Origin of the sequence: Methylobacterium sp. WL69, assembly GCF_008039485.1 — a bacterium.
Lineage (GTDB): Bacteria > Pseudomonadota > Alphaproteobacteria > Rhizobiales > Beijerinckiaceae > Methylobacterium.
Window position 1 is genome coordinate 44,257 of the sequence record NZ_VRUZ01000003.1, and the last position, 20,620, is coordinate 64,876.

16 protein-coding genes are annotated in these 20,620 nt (G+C 69.6%); 7 read left to right on the forward strand and 9 right to left on the reverse strand.

The window, feature by feature from the left end; genetic code table 11:
* Positions 1-87 precede the first annotated feature (87 nt).
* The gene (locus FV218_RS01760; RefSeq protein ID WP_246684948.1) at positions 88-1,041 is read left to right on the forward strand and encodes an aliphatic sulfonate ABC transporter substrate-binding protein; all 954 of its coding nucleotides are present in this window, start codon (positions 88-90) and stop codon (positions 1,039-1,041) included.
* A gap of 70 nt (positions 1,042-1,111) precedes the next feature.
* Here FV218_RS01760 and FV218_RS01765 read toward each other — a convergent pair whose 3' ends face one another.
* Positions 1,112-1,435 carry a hypothetical protein gene (locus FV218_RS01765; protein ID WP_056094628.1) on the reverse strand — a complete coding sequence of 108 codons (324 nt, stop codon included), beginning with the start codon at positions 1,433-1,435 and terminating at the stop codon, positions 1,112-1,114.
* A gap of 243 nt (positions 1,436-1,678) precedes the next feature.
* Between FV218_RS01765 and FV218_RS01770 the strand changes: the two genes are divergently transcribed.
* The gene (locus FV218_RS01770) at positions 1,679-2,242 is read left to right on the forward strand and encodes a PAS domain-containing protein (protein WP_187272940.1); all 564 of its coding nucleotides are present in this window, start codon (positions 1,679-1,681) and stop codon (positions 2,240-2,242) included.
* Between the two features lie 109 nt (positions 2,243-2,351).
* On the opposite strand, the gene FV218_RS01775 is transcribed toward FV218_RS01770, so the two are convergent.
* Complete coding sequence (locus FV218_RS01775; RefSeq protein WP_147708488.1) at positions 2,352-4,406, reverse strand: nitrate- and nitrite sensing domain-containing protein; 2,055 nt, start codon at positions 4,404-4,406, stop codon at positions 2,352-2,354.
* A 508-nt stretch (positions 4,407-4,914) separates the two neighbouring features.
* Here FV218_RS01775 and hflX point away from each other — a divergent pair.
* On the forward strand, positions 4,915-6,327 hold the full coding sequence (gene hflX, locus FV218_RS01780; RefSeq protein ID WP_147708489.1) for a GTPase HflX: 1,413 nt from the start codon (positions 4,915-4,917) through the stop codon (positions 6,325-6,327).
* A gap of 148 nt (positions 6,328-6,475) precedes the next feature.
* On the opposite strand, the gene FV218_RS01785 is transcribed toward hflX, so the two are convergent.
* The 5 genes from FV218_RS01785 to FV218_RS01805 form a co-directional block, all read right to left on the reverse strand.
* Positions 6,476-7,435, reverse strand: coding sequence for a transporter (locus FV218_RS01785; RefSeq protein WP_147708490.1), 960 nt, complete (start codon positions 7,433-7,435; stop codon positions 6,476-6,478).
* Positions 7,436-7,997: 562 nt separating this feature from the next.
* Complete coding sequence (uvrA, locus tag FV218_RS01790) at positions 7,998-10,991, reverse strand: excinuclease ABC subunit UvrA (RefSeq protein ID WP_056094642.1); 2,994 nt, start codon at positions 10,989-10,991, stop codon at positions 7,998-8,000.
* Positions 10,992-11,203: 212 nt separating this feature from the next.
* Positions 11,204-11,464: an RNA chaperone Hfq gene (hfq, locus tag FV218_RS01795; RefSeq protein WP_056094645.1), complete on the reverse strand. Its 261-nt coding sequence runs from the start codon at positions 11,462-11,464 to the stop codon at positions 11,204-11,206.
* A 181-nt stretch (positions 11,465-11,645) separates the two neighbouring features.
* Positions 11,646-13,016, reverse strand: a complete 1,371-nt coding sequence (locus tag FV218_RS01800; RefSeq protein WP_147708491.1) for a sigma-54 dependent transcriptional regulator — start codon at positions 13,014-13,016, stop codon at positions 11,646-11,648.
* Positions 13,013-15,313 carry a PAS domain-containing sensor histidine kinase gene (locus FV218_RS01805; RefSeq protein WP_147708492.1) on the reverse strand — a complete coding sequence of 767 codons (2,301 nt, stop codon included), beginning with the start codon at positions 15,311-15,313 and terminating at the stop codon, positions 13,013-13,015. The genes FV218_RS01800 and FV218_RS01805 overlap by 4 nt, the downstream gene beginning before the upstream one ends.
* Positions 15,314-15,891: 578 nt before the next feature.
* Here FV218_RS01805 and FV218_RS23480 point away from each other — a divergent pair.
* From FV218_RS23480 to oxlT, 4 genes are all read left to right on the forward strand, one after another.
* The gene (locus tag FV218_RS23480) at positions 15,892-16,086 is read left to right on the forward strand and encodes a hypothetical protein (RefSeq protein ID WP_187272941.1); all 195 of its coding nucleotides are present in this window, start codon (positions 15,892-15,894) and stop codon (positions 16,084-16,086) included.
* 184 nt (positions 16,087-16,270) lie between these two features.
* Positions 16,271-17,869, forward strand: a complete 1,599-nt coding sequence (locus FV218_RS01815) for a gamma-glutamyltransferase family protein (protein ID WP_147708493.1) — start codon at positions 16,271-16,273, stop codon at positions 17,867-17,869.
* 39 nt (positions 17,870-17,908) lie between these two features.
* Positions 17,909-18,781, forward strand: a complete 873-nt coding sequence (locus tag FV218_RS01820; protein ID WP_147708494.1) for a methyltransferase domain-containing protein — start codon at positions 17,909-17,911, stop codon at positions 18,779-18,781.
* A gap of 47 nt (positions 18,782-18,828) precedes the next feature.
* Entirely contained in the window at positions 18,829-20,103 is a 1,275-nt protein-coding gene (gene oxlT / locus FV218_RS01825) for an oxalate/formate MFS antiporter (protein WP_147708495.1), read from the forward strand.
* A 100-nt stretch (positions 20,104-20,203) separates the two neighbouring features.
* Here the strand turns inward: oxlT and FV218_RS23365 are convergent, their stop codons facing one another.
* Together FV218_RS23365 and FV218_RS01830 are read right to left on the reverse strand one after the other, a co-directional pair.
* Positions 20,204-20,332: a hypothetical protein gene (locus FV218_RS23365; protein ID WP_274533130.1), complete on the reverse strand. Its 129-nt coding sequence runs from the start codon at positions 20,330-20,332 to the stop codon at positions 20,204-20,206.
* On the reverse strand, positions 20,326-20,583 hold the full coding sequence (locus FV218_RS01830; RefSeq protein ID WP_147708496.1) for a hypothetical protein: 258 nt from the start codon (positions 20,581-20,583) through the stop codon (positions 20,326-20,328). The genes FV218_RS23365 and FV218_RS01830 overlap by 7 nt, the downstream gene beginning before the upstream one ends.
* Between the last annotated feature and the right edge of the window lie 37 nt (positions 20,584-20,620).

Consider the following 20,620-nt stretch of genomic DNA (forward strand, 5'->3'; position numbering starts at 1 on the left):
CCGCCCCTCTCTCCAATGGACGGGCGGCGTCGCCACGTCCCGTCGCCAAGGCCCGCCATGCCCCTCTCCCACAGGCCCCTCTCCCCCATGCACCGTTCCATCAAGACCGCTCTGGCCCTTGCGGCCTTCCTCCTCGGCAGCGTGCCGAGCGCCGAGGCGGCCGAGAAGATCCTCCGCATCGGCTACCAGCGTTCCTCGACCCTCGTCGCCCTCCTGCGCCAGGATGCCGGCCTGGAGAATGCCCTCAAGCCTTCGGGCGTGACCGTGTCCTGGCACGAGTTCACCAGTGGCCTTCCCATCATGGAGGCGCTCAACGCCGGCCAGATCGACGTCTCGGCGGATGTCGCCGACACGGTCCCGATCTTCGCCCAGGCGGCGGGGGCCAAGATCAGCTACATCGCCCAGGAGGCGCCCTCGCCGGAAGCCCAGGCAATCCTGGTGCCGGGCGATTCACTCCTGAAATCGGTGGCCGACCTGAAGGGCAAGCGGGTCGCCGTGACCAAGGGCGCGGGCAGCCACTACCTGCTGCTGGCGGCCCTCGCCGAGGGCGGCCTGTCGTTCAAGGCCATCACCCCCGCCTACCTCACGCCCGCGGATGGCCGTGCGGCGCTGGCGAGCGGCGGCGTCGAGGCCTGGGTGGCGTGGGACCCGTTCCTATCGGCGGCCCGCCAGCAATCGGGCGCGCGGGTCCTGCGCGACGGCGCCGGGCTTTCCCTCTACACGCGCTACTACCTCGCCTCCGACGCGTATGTGGCCCAGCAGCCGGACGTGCTGGCCGTGCTGTTCGCCAAGCTCGCCGAGACGGGCACCTGGGTGAAGGCCGAGCCGGAGGCCGCCGCCGCCCGCCTGGCCCCCCTCTGGAAAATCGAGGCGGACGTGATCGTGCGGGCGAACGCGCGCCGCAGCTACCGGGTCGAGGCGGTCACGCGGGAGGGCCTGGGCGAGCAGCAGAAGATTGCCGACGCGTTCCGGGCCGAAGGCCTGCTGCCGCGCGCCGTCGATACTTCGGCCCTCGGCCTCTGGCAGCCGCCGAACCGGTAGGGCAGATGGCGCCCCGGGTGGTGAGGCGGTCGTCCTTTGGATGGTCCGGTCTCCGGTCGGACCGGGCCGGCTACTTCGCCGAGGCGGTGTCGCGGACGAATTGAAGGCAGCGGAGGCGGTCCTCCGGGTCCCGGATGCGGATAAAGGCTTCGATCAGGTCGGCGCATTGCTGGCTCACGACGAGTTCGCTCGGCCGCGAACCGTCGCGGGCAGATTCGACCGCGCCCGACGGGGCGGGCTGCCCGCACAATTGCGTGGCGGTAATCCCGAGTTGCTCCGCGATCTCGTCGAGGAGCTGCCGCCTGCGCTGGAGCCGGTCATGGGCGCCCTGCCGATCCGCATCGGGGTCTGCCGGTGAGGATCGTTCATCCTCGCGTGTCAACTTGCGACCCATCGCAGGCCTCCGCAGTGGATCGACAGCCGCTCGTACCAGGGAAACATCAGTTCCAATCACCGTACGATCTCATGCAGACATGTACAATGTATTATGCCAATCGGGCACATGACCCGGACGGCAGTGAGCGCTGTTCGGTGACTTCTTAATCCGATACCTATCAAATGACGTTCATTCGGATGGGTTTTGGGGGGCCAAATGGGGCAACGCGTGTCACCGGCAGCGGCGGCTGCTCAAGTCCTGTTGCAGGACGCCATCGATGCTTCCGATGTGATCGGCCGATGGGAGTATGACGTGCCCAATGACCGGGTCTACGCGGATACGCTCGCGGCCCTGGTGTTCAACCTCGACCCCATGGTGGCGGAGATGGGCGCCCCCTTGAGCGCGTTCCTGGAGGGCATTCATCCCGAGGATCGCGAGCGGGCCGCCCGTACCATCGCCCAAAGTGCGGAGGACGGCCTCTCTTGCGTTCTGGAGTACCGGGTGTGTTCCGCCGACGGTGTGATCCGCTGGGTCCTGGATCGCGGCCGCATCGATCACGATCGCGCGGGACGTCCGACCCGCGGCAACGGCATTCTCATCGACATCACCCAGATGAAGCGCGATGAAGCCGCCTGCATTCACACAGCGACCTCGGTTTCAAACACCCCGTTGGAACGCGCGGCCGAGCACTGCCTCGCCGTCCGCCAAGCCATCTACGAGCTCCCGCCATCGGTGCTCCATCAGATGAGCGACATGCTCCTCCTGGAGATCGGACGGAGGCTCTCGGGGATCGCCGCCCTCGAACGTCCGGGCGTCACGAACTGATCCCGGTCCGGTGAGAGTTCACCGGACCGGATTGGCCTCGAGGGGCCGTGCACCGCCTCCGCTTCGAAGCGGGGGCCGTCAACGGGGGGGCACGTCGGGGAGGTTCTCCTTACGCCGCCCGCACGGTGGCGAGGAACCCGTCGACTTCCCCGCGCAGGGCCGAGGCCTGGCGGGCGAGGTCGCTGGCGGCGGTGAGGACCTGATCCGAGCCCGCGCGGGCGGAGTCCGCAGCTGCGCTGACGCCGGCGATGTGGGTCGAGACCTGGCGGGTGCCCTCCGAGGTGTGGATGGTGGTGCGGGCGATCTCCCGGGTGGCGGCGTCCTGCTGCTGGACCGCCGCGGCGATGTCCTGCGACAGGATGCTGAGGCGGTGGATCACCCCGGCGATGCCGCCGATGGTCTCCACCGAGGCCGCCGTGGACGTGGTGATCTCGGCGACCTTGGCGGCGATCTCGTCGGTCGCCCGTGTGGTCTGGTTGGCGAGCTCCTTCACCTCCGCCGCGACCACGGCGAAGCCGCGGCCCGCCTCGCCGGCGCGGGCCGCCTCGATGGTGGCGTTGAGGGCGAGCAGGTTGGTCTGGCCGGCGATGCTGGAGATGAGGCCGACGATCTCGCCGATGCTGCCCGCCGCCGCCGCGAGGCGGCGCACGTCCTCGCTCATGCGGGCGGTGTCGCGCTCGGCCTGGGCCGCCACCGTGGCGGAGGTCTCGACCCGCGAACCGATCTCGCGCACGGAGGCGCTGAGTTCCTCCGTCGCCGCCGCCACCGTATCGGCGCTGAGCGCCGCGGTCTGCGAGGTGCTGGCCACGGCGCCGCTCAGGCGGGACGTGTCGCTGGCGGCCTGCGACAGGGCGTAGGCCGCGGCCTCGAGCTGGGTCGAGGCCGCCGACACCGCCTCGACGATGCCGCCGGCCCGGGCCTCGAACCCGTCCGCGAGGGCGAGCATCGCGTCGCGCCGCTCGGCCGCCGTGCTCGCGGTGAACCGCTCGGTCTCGGCCCGGATGCGCTGGCCCTCGGCCAGGCTGTCGCGGAACTCGGCCGCCGCCGCCGCGATGGCCCGGACCTCGCGGGGCCCCCCGACGGGGAGCGGGCCGGATGCCGCTCCGCGTCCGATGGCCGTGAGGGCGTCGGCGATCCGGCTCAGCGGCCGGGCGATGGCGGTGCCGAAGCCGAAGGCGACGAGGCAGGACAGGGCGAGGGTCGCGAGGCTGGCGCCGAGCCACAGGGTCGCGCCGCGTTCCGCGTCGGACCGCGCCGCGGCCGCGGCCGCGGCGAGGTCGCCGGTCAGGCGATCCTCGATGCCCTTCAGGGCGTCGATGCGCTGGGTCGCGGCGGTGAACCAGGCCGGCGCGTCGGTGAAGCCCAAAGGCTGGCCGGGGATCGTCGCCAGCACGAGGCCGCGCAAGCGCTCGACCTCGCGGGCCGCCGGGCTCGCCGCCGCGGCGTCGAGGAGCGCCGCCTGGGCCGGGTCGGCCGCGAGGCGGAACAGGGATTCGTAGGTCGCCTGGCCGGCGCCGAGGGCCAGCAGGCGGGAGAAGCCCGGCAGATCGACCTGGCCCGCACCGATGATGCCGGCCCCGGTGGCCCGCTCCTGGCCTGCGAGCTCCTTCAGGGACAGGAACGACGCGTAGGTCGCGACCCGGGTGCTCAGGGCGGCGTCGGCGGCGACCTGCGACATCTCCCGCACGAGGTCGAGGGCCCTGGCGATCATGTCCGAATAGGTGGCGAGGTTCTGGGCGGGCGTCGGCGCGAGGCCGTCCACGGCCCGGCGATGGGCGCCGAGGCCGTCGAGGGCGGCGGTGAGGGCCGCGCCGCGACCGGCGAGGCTGCCGCCGGCCGAGGCCGGCTCCATCGCCGCATAGGTCTCCATCAGGCGGGCCCGGCTCGCATCCGTGCGGGTGCGCTGGGCGTCGAGTTCCGTCCGGAACCGGGTGCCCTTCGAGGCGAGGAACAGGCTGGAGGCGCCGCGTTCGCGCTGGGCCTCGTGGACGAATCCGCCGACTTGGCCGGCGAGTCCGAGGAGGTTTTCCACCGCGACCATGTGGGCGCGCTCGGTCATCCGCCCGGAAATCGCCAGGCCCGCCACGACCGCGAAGGCGAGGCACGGTGCCAGGGCGACGAGGAGGATGCGACCGCGGAGGGATTGGAAGAAACTGGCGAGCATCGAGAAGAGCTTTCCTGGAACGTCAGGTTTCCTTAGTCATGGAGATCCGTAAACGTGGTCTTTCCCAGCGAATGCATGCCTGGTTTTTCCGCACCGATGATGATTTCATGGGCGGATCTGTTGCGTGATCGGGACGACCTGCACGACAACGCAGGATCGGATGGCGATCCGCGTGGTGGTATCTTCCCGGACGGCGTGGCGACCGCCGGTGCGACCGGGATATCTGTTCTCCCGTGCATCGCTGTCGTGCGGCGCCCGCTCGCTCTTCCGCGGCGCGTCGGCGGCGCGTCGGGACGGCTCGCCCGTCGGGACGGACCGGACCGCGGCGGAAAACCTCGGACCGCCGGAGGCACGACGGACCGGCGCGACGGCCCTCGCGCCGGGCGACGGCGTCGTCCCGCGCACCCATTGCGCCGGCGATTCGCCGGAACAGCACCGCACGCCCTTGTCTGGGGTGGTCCAAGGCCCAATGTCGGAAGATCACGAAAAAGGGTCTGACACGCACGCGATGACGGAAACCATGACGCCCGGCGAAGCCCGGCTCCAGGCGATGGCGGCCCCCGAAGGCGACATCGCGGCCGCGACCCACACCCTCGTGGTCGGGCCGTATCTCGGCCGGGTGGCCCAGCGCAGCGCCGGGGGTGTCCACAGCGCCGAGATCCTGCGCTCCAACGAGGCGCGCCTCGACGAGGCTTCGGGCCTCGCCGCCGCCATCGAGCTCGACGTGGTCGAGGCGATCTTCGCCCCGGTGCAGCGCATCCGGCCCTCGACCTATCTCGGCAAGGGTCGGGTCGAGGAACTCTCCGGCGTGATCAAGGCGCGCGAGATCGGCCTTGTGGTGATGGACTGCGCCCTCTCGCCGGTGCAGCAGCGCAACCTCGAGAAGGAGTTCGGCTGCAAGGTCATCGACCGCACCGGCCTCATCCTCGAGATCTTCGGGCGGCGCGCCTCGACCCGCGAGGGCACGCTCCAGGTCGAGCACGCGCACCTGGCCTACCAGCGCAGCCGCCTCGTGCGGTCCTGGACCCATCTCGAGCGCCAGCGCGGCGGCTTCGGCTTCCTCGGCGGCCCCGGCGAGACCCAGATCGAGGCCGACCGGCGCATGATCCAGGAGCGGATGACGAAGATCGAGCGCGAGCTCGACGGCGTCACCCGCACGCGCGGCCTGCACCGGCAGGGCCGGGCCCGGGTGCCCTACCCCATCGTGGCACTGGTCGGCTACACCAATGCCGGCAAGTCGACGCTGTTCAACGCCCTGACCAAGGCCCAGGTGATGGCGCAGGACATGCTGTTCGCCACCCTCGACCCGACGGCGCGGGCGACCAAGCTGCCCCACGGCGAGACCGTGATCCTCTCGGACACCGTGGGCTTTATCTCCGAACTGCCGACCTCCCTCATCGCGGCCTTCCGGGCCACGTTGGAGGACGTCATCGAGGCCGACATCCTGCTCCACGTCCGCGACGTCTCGCACGGCGACAGCGAGGCCCAGGCCGAGGATGTCGGCGCGGTCCTGCGCGAACTCGGCATCGAGACCTCCGCCACCCGGATCATCGAGGTCTGGAACAAGGCCGACCTCCTCGACGCGGACGAGCGCACCCGCCTGCTCAACCTCAGCGCCCAGGGGCGCACGGACCGGGACAGCGACGCGCCGGTCCTCGTCTCGGCCCTCACCGGCGAGGGCCTCACGGCACTGATTTGCCGGATCGAGGCCCGCATCGCCCGCCAGCGCTCGACCTTCGCGGTGGTGCTGCCGCCGGAGGACGGGGCGTCCCTGCACTGGCTCTACGAGAACGGTGAGGTTTTGGACCGGCGCGAAGAAGAGGGCGGCACCATGCACCTCGCCTTCCGCATCGCCCCCGAGAAGGAGCCGCGCTTCCTCAACCGCTTCGCGGGCGCGCGCCGGCTGAACCGGGTCGGATAGGCGGACCGAGGAAGCGGGGGGCAGGCCCCTCTCCGCAACGACGGGACACCGTCCGGTTCCCGGTACAACAAAAAAGCCGTCCCTCCCGAAGGAGGAACGGCTTTTTGCGTTCCGAGGCCCGCGGACCCGGAGGTCCGCGGAAACCGGATCAGTACTTGCGCATGATCGCCGAAGGTGCAGCTGCGACCGGAGTGGGCGAGTACAGCGGCACGATCAGGCGGCCCGAAATCTCGGTGCTGTCGAAGCTGACAGCACTTTTGGCAACCGTGCGAGCAACGTAGACCTGGGCAGTGGCGACACCGAAGTCGTAGCCGATGAGACCACCGAGCAGGAATCTGCCCCGATCATTGAAGGCGACACTGCGGGCGCTGGTGTCGAAGTTCACGGTGCCGTAGCCGATGGCGCCGATCTCGAACTTGCCGAACTTCTTGGTCGCGGTCAGGTCGAGGTTGAGAGAGTCGGAGATGACGAACGGCCCGCGGGTGCCGAAGAAGTTATTGCCGCCGAACCGGCCCGGCGAGTCATAGAAGTTGCCGGTCAAGTTAGCAGTGAGGTTGTAGCCGTCGCCGGTGTAGCTAGCGGCGATGCCGGCGCGGTAGGTGTTCGAAGCAAGCTGCGGCAGCACCGGACCACCGGCAAGGCCGCCGGCATTGCTCTGAAGCAAGCCGCGGTCGCCGTTAAGGTCGTTGAGGTAGACACCGCCGAGCAAGCTGACGCCGAAGTTGTTGCCGAGATCGAAGGCCCAGATGCCGCCGACGAAGGTACCCACGCTAATCGAGATGTCACGGACGCCAGCTGCGCTATTCCGGTTCTTCCCGAAGACGAACACGGTGGGGGGAGCGACGAGGAGCTCGACGCGGCCGCCGAACGGCACGAACGGGGTCGACCAGACCAGCACGGGGACGTTGATGCCGACGTCGACCGGTGCCGGATTATCGCGCATCTGGTAGACGAAGGTGTTGAGGGCGTAGATGCCCTCGGGCAGCGGGGCGCCGGTGGCGAGGCCGACCTGCTCACCGGGAACCGTGGTCGTCTGGGCGAAGGCGGCGGTGGCGGACATGCCGACCGAAAGCGCCACCGCTCCGGCGGCGAGCCAGTTCTTCATCATGTGTCTGTCCTTCCCAAGGATTTCAGCCGGGCGCCGCGTAGCCTTCCGCACCATTCTGCCGGTCCGCCGCTTTTCGAGCGGCGTGTTCCCGTTGGTTTGGAAGGCCCCCCTTGCGGCCCGAATTCGTGTCTCAACGAGGGGAACTATTCTACAGCTCGGCCCGGAAGAACAGCGCATTGCACTGAAACGGGGCAGTTCCAAACTGACCGTTGCGTAAAAGCCGCATTTCGGCCGCGGTGCAACACCGGGGTTCGTTAACCTTTGCGGCGCGGCGCCGGACGCCCCGGGTCATCGAACCGGAACGATATCGCTGACGGCGTAAGCGTTTGCCGCGACCGCAGGGTTCGGGAGAAAGCGGAAATCCGCCCTCGGCGATTGCGCAAACGTTAACCTTCTGCCCGCCGGGCCTCGGGTCGGTCCCGCGGCGCGGGACGGACGTTGGCCGCCGAAAGGCCTTGCGCACCCTGCGAATCATCGCCCGGCGCCGCCGGCCCCACCCCGAATCAGTCCGGGAAGCGTGTCCTTGGCGATGAGCCGGCGGTTCGGTCGTCGCGACGGTGTCCTAACCGGCGGCCTTGCGGCCCTTCGGAACGACGACGGGCGCGGGCGGCCGGCGGGCGAGCACGTCGCGCAGGAAGCGGCCGGTATGGCTCTTCTTCGACAGGGCGATCTGCTCGGGCGTGCCCTCGGCCACCACCATGCCGCCGCCGTCGCCGCCCTCCGGCCCCATGTCGATGACCCAGTCGGCGGTCTTGATGACCTCGAGGTTGTGCTCGATCACCACCACGGTGTTGCCCTGGTCGACGAGCTCGTGGAGCACCTCCATGAGCTTGGCGACGTCGTGGAAGTGCAGGCCCGTGGTCGGCTCGTCGAGGATGTAGAGGGTGCGGCCGGTGGCGCGCTTCGACAGCTCCTTCGACAGCTTCACCCGCTGGGCCTCGCCGCCCGAGAGCGTGGTGGCCTGCTGGCCGACCTTGACGTAGCCGAGGCCGACGCGGGCCAGGGTCTCCATCTTCTCCCGGATGGTCGGCACCGCCTTGAACAGGTCGGCGGCCTCCTCCACGGTCATGTCGAGGACGTCGGCGATGGAGCGGTCGCGGTACTTCACCTCCAGGGTCTCGCGGTCGTAGCGGCGGCCCTTGCACACGTCGCAGGTGACGTAGACGTCGGGCAGGAAGTGCATCTCGATCTTGATGACGCCGTCGCCCGAGCAGGCCTCGCAGCGCCCGCCCTTGACGTTGAACGAGAACCGCCCGGCCTGGTAGCCCCGGGCCTTGGCCTCGGGCAGGCCGGCGAACCAGTCGCGGATCGGCGTGAAGGCCCCGGTATAGGTGGCGGGATTCGAGCGCGGGGTGCGGCCGATGGGCGACTGGTCGATGTCGATGACCTTGTCGAGGTGCTCCAGGCCGTCGAGGCGCTCGAACGGGGCCGGGTGCTCCAGGGCGCCGTTGAGGGTCTTGGCCACGGACTTGTAGAGGGTGTCGATGATGAGGGTGGACTTGCCGCCGCCCGAGACGCCCGAGACGCACGTGAAGGTGCCGAGGGGAATCTCCACCGAGACGTTCTTGAGGTTGTTGCCGCGGGCGCCCACGAGGCTGAGCTTGCCCTTCTTCGGCTTGCGCCGGGCGGTGGGCACCCGCACGCTCATCTCGCCGGTGAGGTACTTGGCGGTGAGGGAGGCGGGGTTCTTCAGCACCTCCGCGGGCGTGCCCTGGGCGATGATCCGGCCGCCGTGGATACCGGCGCCGGGGCCGACGTCGACGACGTAGTCGGCCTGCAGGATCGCGTCCTCGTCGTGCTCGACGACGATGACCGAGTTGCCGAGGTCGCGCAGGCGCTTGAGGGTGCCGAGCAGGCGCTCGTTGTCGCGCTGGTGCAGGCCGATGGAGGGCTCGTCGAGGACGTAGAGCACGCCGGTGAGTCCCGAGCCGATCTGCGAGGCCAGCCGGATGCGCTGGCTCTCGCCGCCGGACAGGGAGCCGGAGCCCCGCGCCAGGGTGAGGTAGTCCAAGCCGACATCGACCAGGAAGGTGAGCCGGTCGCGGATCTCCTTGAGGATGCGGAACGCGATCTCGTTCTGCTTGTCCGTGAGCTTCTCGGGGAGCTCCGAGAACCAGCGATGGGCCTCGCGCACGGACAAACCCGTGATCTCGCCGACATCCTGCATGGCGATCTTCACGCAGAGCGCCTCGAGCTTGAGGCGCTTGCCGTCGCAGGTGGCGCAGGGCGTGGCACTCATGAACCGCGCGATCTCCTCGCGCGACGTGTCGCTCTCGGTCTCCTTGTAGCGGCGCTCCAGGTTGGGGATCACGCCCTCGAACGGCTTGTTCACCTCGTAGGCGCGCAGGCCGTCGTTGTAGGCGAAGCGGATCGAATCCCGCTCCGAACCGTAGAGGATTACCTTGTGCGCCGAGGCCGGCAGATCGCTCCAGGCGACGCCCGTCTTGAAGCCGTAATGCCTGGCGAGGGCGTCGAGGGTCTGGCCGTAATACGGCGAGGTCGATTTCGCCCAGGGGCCGACGGCGCCGCGCTTGAGGCTGAGCTTGGGGTCCGAGATCACGAGTTCGGGGTCGATGCGCATCTCGTGGCCGATGCCGCCGCAGGTCGGGCAGGCGCCGAACGGGTTGTTGAACGAGAACAGGCGCGGCTCGATCTCCGCGATGGTGAAGCCCGAGACCGGGCAGGCGAAGCGCGACGAGAACGTGATCTTTTCACGCGCCGGCTCGCCCTCGGGGGTGTCGGCGAACTCGATGAGGGCGATGCCGTCGGCGAGCTCCAGGGCGGTCTCGAACGAATCGGCCAGCCGGGCGGCGATGTCGGCCCGCACGACGATGCGGTCCACCACCACGTCGATGTCGTGCTTCACCTTCTTGTCGAGGACCGGCACGTCGTCGATGGCGCAGTACTCGCCGTCGACGCGCAGGCGCTGAAACCCTTTCTTCTGGAACTCGGCGATTTCCTTGCGGTACTCGCCCTTGCGGCCGCGCACCACGGGCGCGAGCAGGTAGAGCCGGCTCTTCTCCGGCAGGGCCAGGACCCGGTCGACCATCTGGCTCACGGTCTGGCTCTCGATGGGCAGGCCCGTCGCCGGCGAGTACGGGATGCCGACCCGCGCCCACAGCAGGCGCATGTAGTCGTAGATCTCCGTCACCGTGCCGACGGTGGAGCGCGGATTCTTCGAGGTGGTCTTCTGCTCGATGGAGATGGCCGGCGAGAGCCCGTCGATCTGGTCAACGTCGGGCTTCGACATCATCTCGAGGAACTGGCGGGCATAGGCCGAGAGCGATTCGACGTAGCGGCGCTGGCCTTCCGCGTAGATGGTGTCGAAGGCGAGCGACGACTTGCCCGAGCCCGAGAGGCCGGTGAACACCACGAGGCGGTCGCGCGGGATCGTCAGGTCGACGTTCTTGAGGTTGTGCTCGCGGGCGCCGCGCACGGAGATGACCCGCGCGTCCCGGGCCCCGTCGAACAGCTTCTCGATATCAGCCTCGATCTTGTCCGACTGCGCTTGCTTCTCGACACGCGCTTGCCGGGCGGAGGCTTTGGCTTTGGCCATGGGGTCTCTTCGAAGTCGGGTCGCCGCGGGCGTCATGCGTCCGAGGGGGAACGGTACCCAAGGAACGGCACCCAAGGAACGGTAAGCCCGGAACAGAACGCATGTCGGGCGCCGGGGCCCCGTGGGCAAGGTGCGGCGCTCGGTCTCCCGAAGGGATGTGCAGGTTTCGCGGCGACCCGGACCGGCCCCCGGAGGGGGACGTGCGTCCCGGTTCAGGCGATGGCCTTCTCCGGCGCGGTCTCGTCCGGCTCGAACAGCTGTACGGGATGGCCCGGCATGATGGTCGAGATGGCGTGCTTGTAAACGAGCTGCGAATGGCCGTCCCGACGCAGGAGCACGCAGAAATTATCGAACCAGGTGACGACGCCCTGAAGCTTGACGCCGTTGACGAGGAAGATGGTGAGCGGGATCTTGTTCTTGCGAACGTGGTTCAGGAACGTGTCCTGCAGATTCTGAGCGCGTTCGCCCGCCATTGTTCTTATCCTTGCTCAAACTGCCGCCCGCCGCACATGACGGGTTCTCATCAGTTGGGTGCGCGTTGTACGGGACCGCACGATTTGACATCGGCGCGGTCCGGAATACGCGTAACCCATTACACGTGCATCGGCGCTGCGATGCAAGTCCATCTCCACACGTCCCGCCGTCGTCCGGAGCTCAGGGGCCGATGCCGAGGGACTTGAGTTTCCGGTGCAGGGCCGAGCGCTCCATGCCGATGAACTCGGCCGTGCGGGAGATGTTGCCCGAGAACCGGGCGATCTGCGCCACGAGGTACTCGCGCTCGAAGATCTCGCGGGCCTCGCGCAGGGCGAGACTCATGAGCTTCTCGCCGCCCGACCCGTTGGGCGTCGTCGGCACCAGGGCGCCGATCTCCGTCGGCAGCATCTCGGAGGTGACCTCCTGCTCCGGGTCCGTGTGGGTGAGGATCATCAGCCGCTCGACGTTGTTGCGCAGCTGGCGGACGTTGCCGGGCCAGTCGTGCGACTGCAGCACCGCCATGGCGTCGTCGGCGATGCGCCGGCGCGGCAGGCCGGTGGCGCCCGAGATCTGCTCCATGAAGAACGCGATCAGCTCGGGCACGTCCTCGCGGCGCTCGGACAGGGCCGGCACCCGGATCGGCACCACGGACAGGCGGTGGAACAGGTCCTCGCGGAAACGGCCGGCGGCGATCTCCTCGGCGAGGTCGCGCGACGACGACGAGATGATGCGGACATCGACGTGGACCCGGGTGGTGCCGCCGACGCGCTGGAAGTTCTGGTCGACCAGGACCCGCAGGATGCGGTTCTGGGTCTCGCGCGGCATGTCGGCGACCTCGTCGATGTAGAGGGAGCCGCCATGGGCCTCCTCCAGGGCGCCGACCCGGCGCACCCGCCCCTCCCCCGCCTCGACGCCGAACAGCTCGGCCTCCATGGTGTCGGGGGTGATGGTGGCGGCGTTGATGACGACGAACGGACCGTTGGCCCGGGTCGAGGTGGCGTGCAGGGTGCGGGCCGAGAGCTCCTTGCCGGAGCCGGGGGCGCCCAGAATCATCACCCGGGCGTTGGTGGGGGCCACGCGCTCCACGGTCTGGCGCAGCTGGTTGCACACCACCGACGCGCCGACGAGGCGGCTCGCCTGCCCCGAGCGGGTCTTGAGGTCGCGGACCTCGCGCTTGAGGCGGGAGGCCTCCAGGGCGCGCTCGGCCACGAGGATGAGCCGGTCGGCCTTGAACGGCTTCTCGATGAAGTCGTAGGCGCCCGCCTTGATGGCCGCCACCGCCGTCTCGATGTTGCCGTGGCCCGAAATCATCACCACGGGCAGGTCCGGGTGGCCGGCCTTGATCTGGTCCAGCACCTGCAGCCCGTCGAGGCGCGAGCCCTGGAGCCAGATGTCGAGGAAGACGAGGTGGGGCCGGCGCGACTCGATGGCGGCCAGGGCCTCGTCGGAGCCGCCGGCCGTGCGGGTGCGGTGGCCCTCGTCGTCGAGGATGCCGGCGACGAGGTCGCGGATGTCGGCCTCGTCGTCGACGATCAGGATATCGGCGCTCATGACTGCATCTCCGCGATTGGGGGGGCCGTCCGCGCGGCGCCCTTCTCATCCTGCGCGGAGGGTTTGCCCTCCGGCGTCGTGTGCCCCGGGGGGGCTTTCTCCTGTGGAACTTGCGGCACGCGCATCCGCACGCGTCCGCCCCGTCCCTCGGGGTTGTCGTTCAGCTCGATCCCGCCACCGTGCTCTTCGAGCACCTTGCTGACGATGGCGAGGCCGAGACCCGTCCCGCCCTCGCGGGTGGTCATATAGGGCTCGAGCAGGCGCTGGCGCCCCTCGGCGGGAAATCCCTTGCCGTTGTCCGTGACTTCGATGACGGCGAAGCCCTCCTCCAGGACGAGACGCACGTCGACCCTACCCTTTCCGAGCTCGGCTTCCGGCACCGCCTGCACCGCCTCGACGGCGTTCTTGAGGATGTTGGTGATGGCCTGGGACAGCAGGCGGATGTCGAAGGCGGCAAACACCTTGTCCTCGCCGGCCTCCGCAAAGGTGAAGTCCATGTCCGGGTGCGCCACCCGCATCATGAACAGGTTCTGCCGCGTGATCTCGCTGAGATCGTTCTGGGCGATGGCGGGTTTCGGCATCCGGGCGAAGGACGAGAACTCGTCGACCATGCGCTTGATCTCGTCGACCTGGCGGATGATCGTCGCCGTGCACTGGTCGAACACGTCCTTGTCCGCGACGATCACTTTTCCGTATTTGCGCCGGATGCGCTCGGCCGAGAGCTGGATCGGCGTGAGCGGGTTCTTGATCTCGTGGGCGATGCGGCGGGCGACATCGGCCCAGGCCGAGGTGCGCTGCGCCGAGACGAGGTCGGTGATGTCGTCGAGGGTCACCACGAAGCCGCGGGCGCCGCCTTGGGCCTGCTCGCTCGTGACCCGGACCGTGACCGTGCGCTCGCGGCCGTCGCGGGTGAGCTGGATCTGCTGCTGCAGGGCGCGCTGGCGCCCCTCGCCGCCCTCGGGGAACAGGGGTGCCAGCTCGGGCACCGCCTGGATCAGGGGCTGGCCGACGATGGCGTCCGCCGTCAGCCCGAGGGTGCGCTCCACGGACGGGTTGGCGATGGTGACGCGCCCGCCCGCATCGACCCCGATGACGCCGGGCGAGACGCCCGACAGCACCGCCTCGGTGAAGCGCCGGCGCCGGTCGATGAGGTCGCTCGCCGCCGTCAGGCCGTCGTGCTGGCGCCGCAGCTCCTGGGTCATCTTGTTGAAGCTCTCGGACAGGTGCGCGAGGTCGCCGTCGCTCTTCCGGGCCGGAACCTGGGCGTAGAAATTGCCCGACGCGACCTGATCGGCGGCGTTGATGAGCCGGCGGATGGGGGCCACGAAGCGGTTGGCGAAGTTCAGCCCGAACCACACCGCCGAGAGCAGGGCGATGAGGGCGATGAGCACGAAGACCGAGGCGAAGCTGATCTGGATCGAGCGCTTGAGGGAATCGTAGGTGAGGTACTCGGCCGCCGCCGCCCGCGACACGCCGGGGAACTCGATGGCGAGCTGGCTCACCTCGCGCTGGACCAGGAGCACGGCGCCGTCATAGGCGGTCATCCGGAACAGGGCGGCGAAGATCCGGCCCTCGCTCGGCACGAGGCAGATGGGATCGGTGGATTTGGCCGCGTCCTCGAAGGCGGCGGCCGAGGGCAGGCGCCGGTCCTTCAGGGCCTCGATCTGGGCACGGGCCACCACGGTGTCGGGGCCGCGCATGATCTCGGCGACGGGCAGGCCCAGGGCCGTGGCCCGGGTGGTGAGGAAGCTCTCGAACCATTGCCGGTTCACGTCGAAGTTCGGCCGCGCCCGGGTGAGGTCGTCGGCGAGGATCCGGATCTCGCGGGCGAGGCTCTGGCACTGGTTCTCCTGATAGGCGTCGGCGACCTCGACGGATTTCAGCACCACGTCGCGGACCCGGTCGGTGAAGCCGAGCGACAGGCCCCGGTCGATGGTCACCGCCGCCACCACGGCGAGCAGCACGGTGGGCAGGATGGCGATGAGGGAGAACAGGCCGACGATGCGGGTGTGGAGCCGGGCCACCGCCGCGTTGGTGCGCCGCGCGTGCAGGAAGACCCGCGCCTCCCAGGCGATGATGACGATGAGGCCGAGGACGAGGACGACGTTGATGCCGAGCAGGGTCAGCCCGACGGTGGGCGTCGGCGTCACCCGGATCACACCGGCCAGGATCAGGAAGGTGGCGATGGCCGAGACCAGGGCGGTGATCACCACCAGGGCCCCGACCCAGCCCGGCCCGCGCGGCGAAGGCTTCAGCGGGCCTGCCTCTGCGTCCGCTTCCGACGACGCTCCGGCCATGCCGGACGCCTCCCTGGAACCCCTCGATGCCTTGAAACGCCGCAGCCACACCATGCCTGATGCATCGCCACAACAGTGTGGCGAAATTAATACGGATTGGGTCGGGGCGGACGCGGAAACAGGGAAGCGGGACATTCGACACCGGCCTCGGAGGCACGTCCCCGCGAGGGCGATGCAGCTTCCCCATCTGCGTGCCGTCGGTTCTCGAATGCCACGATGTATCGGTGCAGAGCGCGACCGGCCGCATCTCCTGTTTGGGCTACGGTATTCACACATCTCGCGGGCAGCGCGGGTCCCCTCTCCTTCCAGGCAGGGCGATCGCAGATGGCGTTCGGGACCTCGAGAACGCCCGCAACGTTTCGTCATCCCGGGGCCGCGCAGCGGAACCCGGGACCCAGAAACACTGGTCTGGCAAGGCTTTGCGCTGTCGGCGGCTCTGGATTCCGGGTTCGCCTAAGGCGCCCCGGAATGACACCGGCGGTGCCTAGAAGGACAGGGGAGCCGTGCTTCCGGCGCGATAGGTGACGAACGAGAGCCTGCGAAGGGAACTCCGTCCCGTTTCACAAAAACCGCGGAGGATGGCGTACCGGCTCTCGCGCCGGTATTCCCCAATCGACGCCCCCCAGGGCCACGAACCGGGCTCGGATGCGCTCGTAGGGATTGCCGGGTTGGCGTTCGCCCGGCTCGTCGAGGGCGTCCTGCAGGATGCGGCGGGCTTCCGCCTGCATGGACTGACCGTTTCGGACGGCGCGCACGCGCAACCGTTGCTCTAACCCCGATCGCGGTTGCGGATCGTGAGGCTGTCCTGAGTGGTGCGCGGCGGCATTGGCGCAGTCTCGACGACGGTGGCGGATCGAGCAAGGGGGATCGGGCGAGGCACGAACCCTGCCTTCCGTCCGGCCATCGACCCGCGACGAAAATACATTATCCTCGCACCATCCCATCCCAGAGACCCCCATGCCCGACACACCCGTCTTCGCGACCGCCGCCGTAGCCGCGCCCCACCAGCTTGCGGCGCGCGCCGGCCAGCACGTCCTCGCGCAGGGCGGCAACGCCATCGAGGCCATGGCGGCCATGGCGGCGACCATCGCGGTGGTCTACCCGCACATGAACGGCATCGGCGGCGACGGGTTCTGGCTCGTGCGCGAGCGCGGGGGCCGTGTGCGCGGCATCGAGGCGTGCGGCCCGGCCGGGTCCCTCGCCACGATTCCGCGCTACCGGAGCAAGGGCTACGACGTGCTGCCGTCGCGGGGCGCCGACGCGGCGCTGACGGTCGCCGGCGCCATCGGCGGCTGGGCGCTGGCCCTCGACCTTGCCAAGGCCCTCGGCGGGCGCCTGCCCCTGGAGACCCTGCTGGCCGATGCGATCCGACACGCCCGCGACGGCGTCGCGGTCTCGCCCTCGGAGGCGCGCTACGTGCCGAAGGAGATCGACACCCTCCACGATCAGCCGAATTTTTCGGCGACGTTCCTCGATGACGGAAAACCCTACGCGGCGGGGGCCATCCGCCGCCTGCCGGCCCTGGCCGACACCCTGGCCCAGCTCGCCCATGCCGGCCTCGACGACTTCTACCGGGGCGACCTCGGCCGCGAGATCGCCGCCGACCTCGCCGACCTCGGGTCGCCGGTGACCCGGGCCGATCTCGAGGCCTACGCCCCGCGCGAGCGCAAGCCCCTGACCCTGCGCCGGCGCGATGCCACGCTCTACAATTTCCCGCCGCCGACTCAAGGCATCGCCGCCCTGCTGATCCTCGGGATCTTCGACCGGCTCAAGATCACCCGGCCCGAGACCACGGCGCATTATCACGGGCTCATCGAGGCGACGAAGCGCGCCTTCGCCATCCGCGATTCCATCGTCACCGACTTCGACCGGCTCACCGTCGATCCCGACAGTTTCCTCGACGCAGCCCGCCTCGACCGCGAGGCCGCCGCCATCGACCTGCGCCGGGCCGCCACCCTGCCCCTGCGCAATCCCGGCGAGGGCGACACCGTGTGGATGGGGGCCATCGACAAGGACGGACTCGCCGTCTCCTACATCCAGTCGATCTACTGGGAGTACGGCTCCGGCGTGGTGCTGCCGAAGACCGGCATCCACTGGCAGAACCGCGGCACCTCGTTCTCCCTCGACACGGATGCGGTGAACCCCCTCGAGCCCGGCCGGCGCCCGTTCCACACCCTGATCCCGGCGCTGGCATGCTTCGACGACGGCCGGGTGATGGCCTACGGCTCCATGGGCGGCGACGGCCAGCCCCAGTTCCAGGCCCAGATCTTCGCCCGCTACGCCGATTACGGCATGGACCCGGCCGCCGCCGTCGATGCGCCGCGCCTGCTCTACGGCCGGACCTGGGGGGCGGAATCCCTCACCGTGAAGGTCGAGGACCGGTTCGATCCCGCCTGCATCGCCGCACTCCGCTCCATGGGCCACGCGGTGGAGGAACTCGGCGGCGCCTACATCGATTCGCTGGGCCACGCCGGCATGCTGGTGCGCCACCCCGGCAACGGCCGCATCGAGGCGGTGCACGATCCGCGCTCGGACGGCGGGTCGGAAGGGCTATAGAACCCGGCGCGACGTTTTTCGCGCCCGAAGGAAGAGCACATGGCGGCACCCGACCAGACCCAGGGCCAGTACTGGAACGGCGATGCGGGCGCGCGCTGGGCGCGCCATCAGGCGACCTTCGACCGGGTGTTCACGCCCCTGACCGAGCGCCTGTTCGCCCGGGCCGCCCTTCGTCCCGGCGACGCCGTCCTCGATGTCGGCTGCGGCGCCGGTGCCACGACCCTGCGCGCCGCCGACGCCGTCGGCCCGTCCGGCCGCGTCACCGCCGCCGACGTCTCGGCGCCCCTCCTCGCCGTCACCGCCCGGCGGGCGGCGGACCGTCCGCCGGGCGGCGCCCGCATCGACATCGTCGAGGCCGACGCGCAGACGCATGCCTTCCCGGACGGCGCGTTCGCGCATCTGATCTCGCGCTTCGGGATCATGTTCTTCGACGATTCCACCGCCGCCTTCGCCAACCTCCGCCGCGCCCTGCGGCCGGAGGGCCGGCTGACATGCCTGTGCTGGCGGCCCCTGACGGAGAACGCCTGGATCGCCGAACCCCTCGGCCTCATCCGCGCCCTCGTGCCGGAGCCCGAGCCGACCCCGCCCGACGCGCCCGGCCCGTTCCGCTTCGCGGACGCCGAACGCCTGCGCGCCATCCTCGCCGCCGCCGGTTTTCGCGAGATCGCCTTCGCCCCCGTGGACGAGGATCTGGTCCTCGGCCACGCCGAGACCGGAAGCGCCCGCGCGGCGGCCGAGGCGGCGGCGGGCTTCGCCCTCGATCTCGGGCCGGCCTCCCGCCTCGTGCGCGACCAGCCGCCCGCGATCCGCGAGCGCGCTTATGACCTCGTCCTGCGCGATTTCGAGACCCGTGCCGTGGACGGGCGCGTGCGCCTCGCCGCCGCCTGCTGGCTCGTCACCGCCACCCGCTGACATCTGGCACGGCGTATGCGTAGGGCACTCCGCTTCAGGAGTGTATTATGGATACGACCGTGTCTCGCCACCGCTGGCTGCAACTCGGCCTCGGCCTCGTCGCCATGATGGCGATCTCCAGTCCGCAATACGTGTGGACCCTCTTCACCAAGCCCCTGATGGCGACGACGGGCGCGACGCTCGCCGCCATCCAGGTGACCTTCACCCTCGTCATCGTCCTGCAGACGTTCTTCTCCCCGGTGCAGGGCTACCTCATCGAGCGGTTCAGCCCGAAGGTGATGATCGCGCTCGGCGCCGCCCTGTCGGGCCTCGGCTGGGTGCTGGCCGCCCGCGTCGACAGCCTGTGGGGCCTCTACGCCACCTACGGCCTGTTCTGCGGCCTCGGCACCGGCATCGTCTACGTGGGCATCGTCGGCCTGATGGTGAAGTGGTTCCCCGACCGGCGCGGCTTCGCCGTCGGCGTGGTCGCGGCCGGCTACGGGATGGGCGCCCTGCTCACCACCTTCCCGATCACCAACATGATGGCGGCCTCGGGCTACCGCGAGACCCTGACCACCTTCGGCATCATCCTTGGCATCGTCGGCGTGCTCGCCGCCCTCGGCCTGCGGGCGCCCCGCCCCGGCGAGGCCCTGCCGGCCCCGGCCCGCAACCTCTCCACCTGCGTCCACGACACGGCGCCGCGGGAGATGCTGCGCACGCCGCTGTTCTGGCTGATGTTCGTGATGATGACGATGATGTCCACGGGCGGCCTCATGGTGGTGGCGCAGTTCGCCTCCTTCGCCCGCGATTTCGGCGTCGCCGACGCCATCGTGTTCGGCTTCGCCGCCCTCCCCTTCGCGTTGACCTTCGACCGCATCACCAACGGCCTGACCCGCCCGTTCTTCGGCTGGGTCTCCGACCGCATCGGCCGCGAGAAGACCATGGCCATCGCGTTCGCGGCCGAGGCCGTCGCCATCGCGCTGATGCTGGTGTTCCGCGAGAACGCCTACGCCTTCGCCCTGCTGTCGGGCGTGGTGTTCTTCGCCTGGGGCGAGATCTTCTCCCTGTTCCCGTCGCTCCTCACCGACACCTTCGGCACCAAGCACGCGACGACGAATTACGGCTTCCTCTACATGGCCCAGGGCGTCGGGTCGCTGCTGGGCGGTCCCGTCGCGGCGATGATCTACGCCGCGCAGGGCTCGTGGATTCCCGTGTTCAGCATCGCCATCGGCCTCGACCTCGTCACGGCGGCCCTGGCCTGGTTCGTCCTGCGCCCCATGCGGCGCGAGTGGCTCGGCCTCGGCGGCGCGCCGGTGCCGGCGGGCAAGCCCGCCCTCGCCTGAGGCGCCGGCGGTCCCGAGCGCGGCGTTCGGGACGGGGAACGCGAGACGGCGGGGCGCCAGGCCCCGCCGTTCGTCGTTTCAGGTGCCGATGGCCTCGGGCTCAAAGTCCGAGCAGGGCCTGGGATGCACCGATGAGGGTGAAGATCAGCCCGCCCATGAAGGCGATGGCCATGGCGTAGGAGAACCCCCTCCAGATCAGGGAGACCGCTTTGAAGGACCGGCTCAGCAACGGTTGCCGCCCGCGGTCTGGCCGTACTGCTTGACCGGGAAGTTCTGCTGATTGGCATTGCCCTCGGCGGCCGAACTCATCGGACAGTTCAGGGGCGAGCGGCTGCGCGGGGCGGCGTAGACCGTGCCGGTGGTCTCGATGTCATTGGCGAACCCGGTGTAACGGGTCGGGCGGTCGAAGGCCATCGCGGACGGGATCGAAGCAGCGCCAAGGACAAGGGCGGCGGTGGCGGCGGCGATACGGGTCATCATAATGGTCTTTAAGCTCCTCTGCAGTACAGTCCGGCGA

What these genes read in the sequence shown, in the direction of transcription:
- FV218_RS01760 (WP_246684948.1), top strand. Translation starts at nt 88, where the DNA reads ATGCACCGTTCCATCAAGACCGCTCTGGCCCTTGCGGCCTTCCTCCTC.
- FV218_RS01765 (WP_056094628.1), bottom strand. Translation starts at nt 1,435, where the DNA reads ATGGGTCGCAAGTTGACACGCGAGGATGAACGATCCTCACCGGCAGAC.
- FV218_RS01775 (WP_147708488.1), bottom strand. Translation starts at nt 4,406, where the DNA reads ATGCTCGCCAGTTTCTTCCAATCCCTCCGCGGTCGCATCCTCCTCGTC.
- hflX (WP_147708489.1), top strand. Translation starts at nt 4,915, where the DNA reads ATGACGGAAACCATGACGCCCGGCGAAGCCCGGCTCCAGGCGATGGCG.
- FV218_RS01785 (WP_147708490.1), bottom strand. Translation starts at nt 7,435, where the DNA reads ATGATGAAGAACTGGCTCGCCGCCGGAGCGGTGGCGCTTTCGGTCGGC.
- uvrA (WP_056094642.1), bottom strand. Translation starts at nt 10,991, where the DNA reads ATGGCCAAAGCCAAAGCCTCCGCCCGGCAAGCGCGTGTCGAGAAGCAA.
- hfq (WP_056094645.1), bottom strand. Translation starts at nt 11,464, where the DNA reads ATGGCGGGCGAACGCGCTCAGAATCTGCAGGACACGTTCCTGAACCAC.
- FV218_RS01800 (WP_147708491.1), bottom strand. Translation starts at nt 13,016, where the DNA reads ATGAGCGCCGATATCCTGATCGTCGACGACGAGGCCGACATCCGCGAC.
- FV218_RS01805 (WP_147708492.1), bottom strand. Translation starts at nt 15,313, where the DNA reads ATGGCCGGAGCGTCGTCGGAAGCGGACGCAGAGGCAGGCCCGCTGAAG.
- FV218_RS23480 (WP_187272941.1), top strand. Translation starts at nt 15,892, where the DNA reads ATGGCGTACCGGCTCTCGCGCCGGTATTCCCCAATCGACGCCCCCCAG.
- FV218_RS01815 (WP_147708493.1), top strand. Translation starts at nt 16,271, where the DNA reads ATGCCCGACACACCCGTCTTCGCGACCGCCGCCGTAGCCGCGCCCCAC.
- FV218_RS01820 (WP_147708494.1), top strand. Translation starts at nt 17,909, where the DNA reads ATGGCGGCACCCGACCAGACCCAGGGCCAGTACTGGAACGGCGATGCG.
- oxlT (WP_147708495.1), top strand. Translation starts at nt 18,829, where the DNA reads ATGGATACGACCGTGTCTCGCCACCGCTGGCTGCAACTCGGCCTCGGC.
- FV218_RS01830 (WP_147708496.1), bottom strand. Translation starts at nt 20,583, where the DNA reads ATGATGACCCGTATCGCCGCCGCCACCGCCGCCCTTGTCCTTGGCGCT.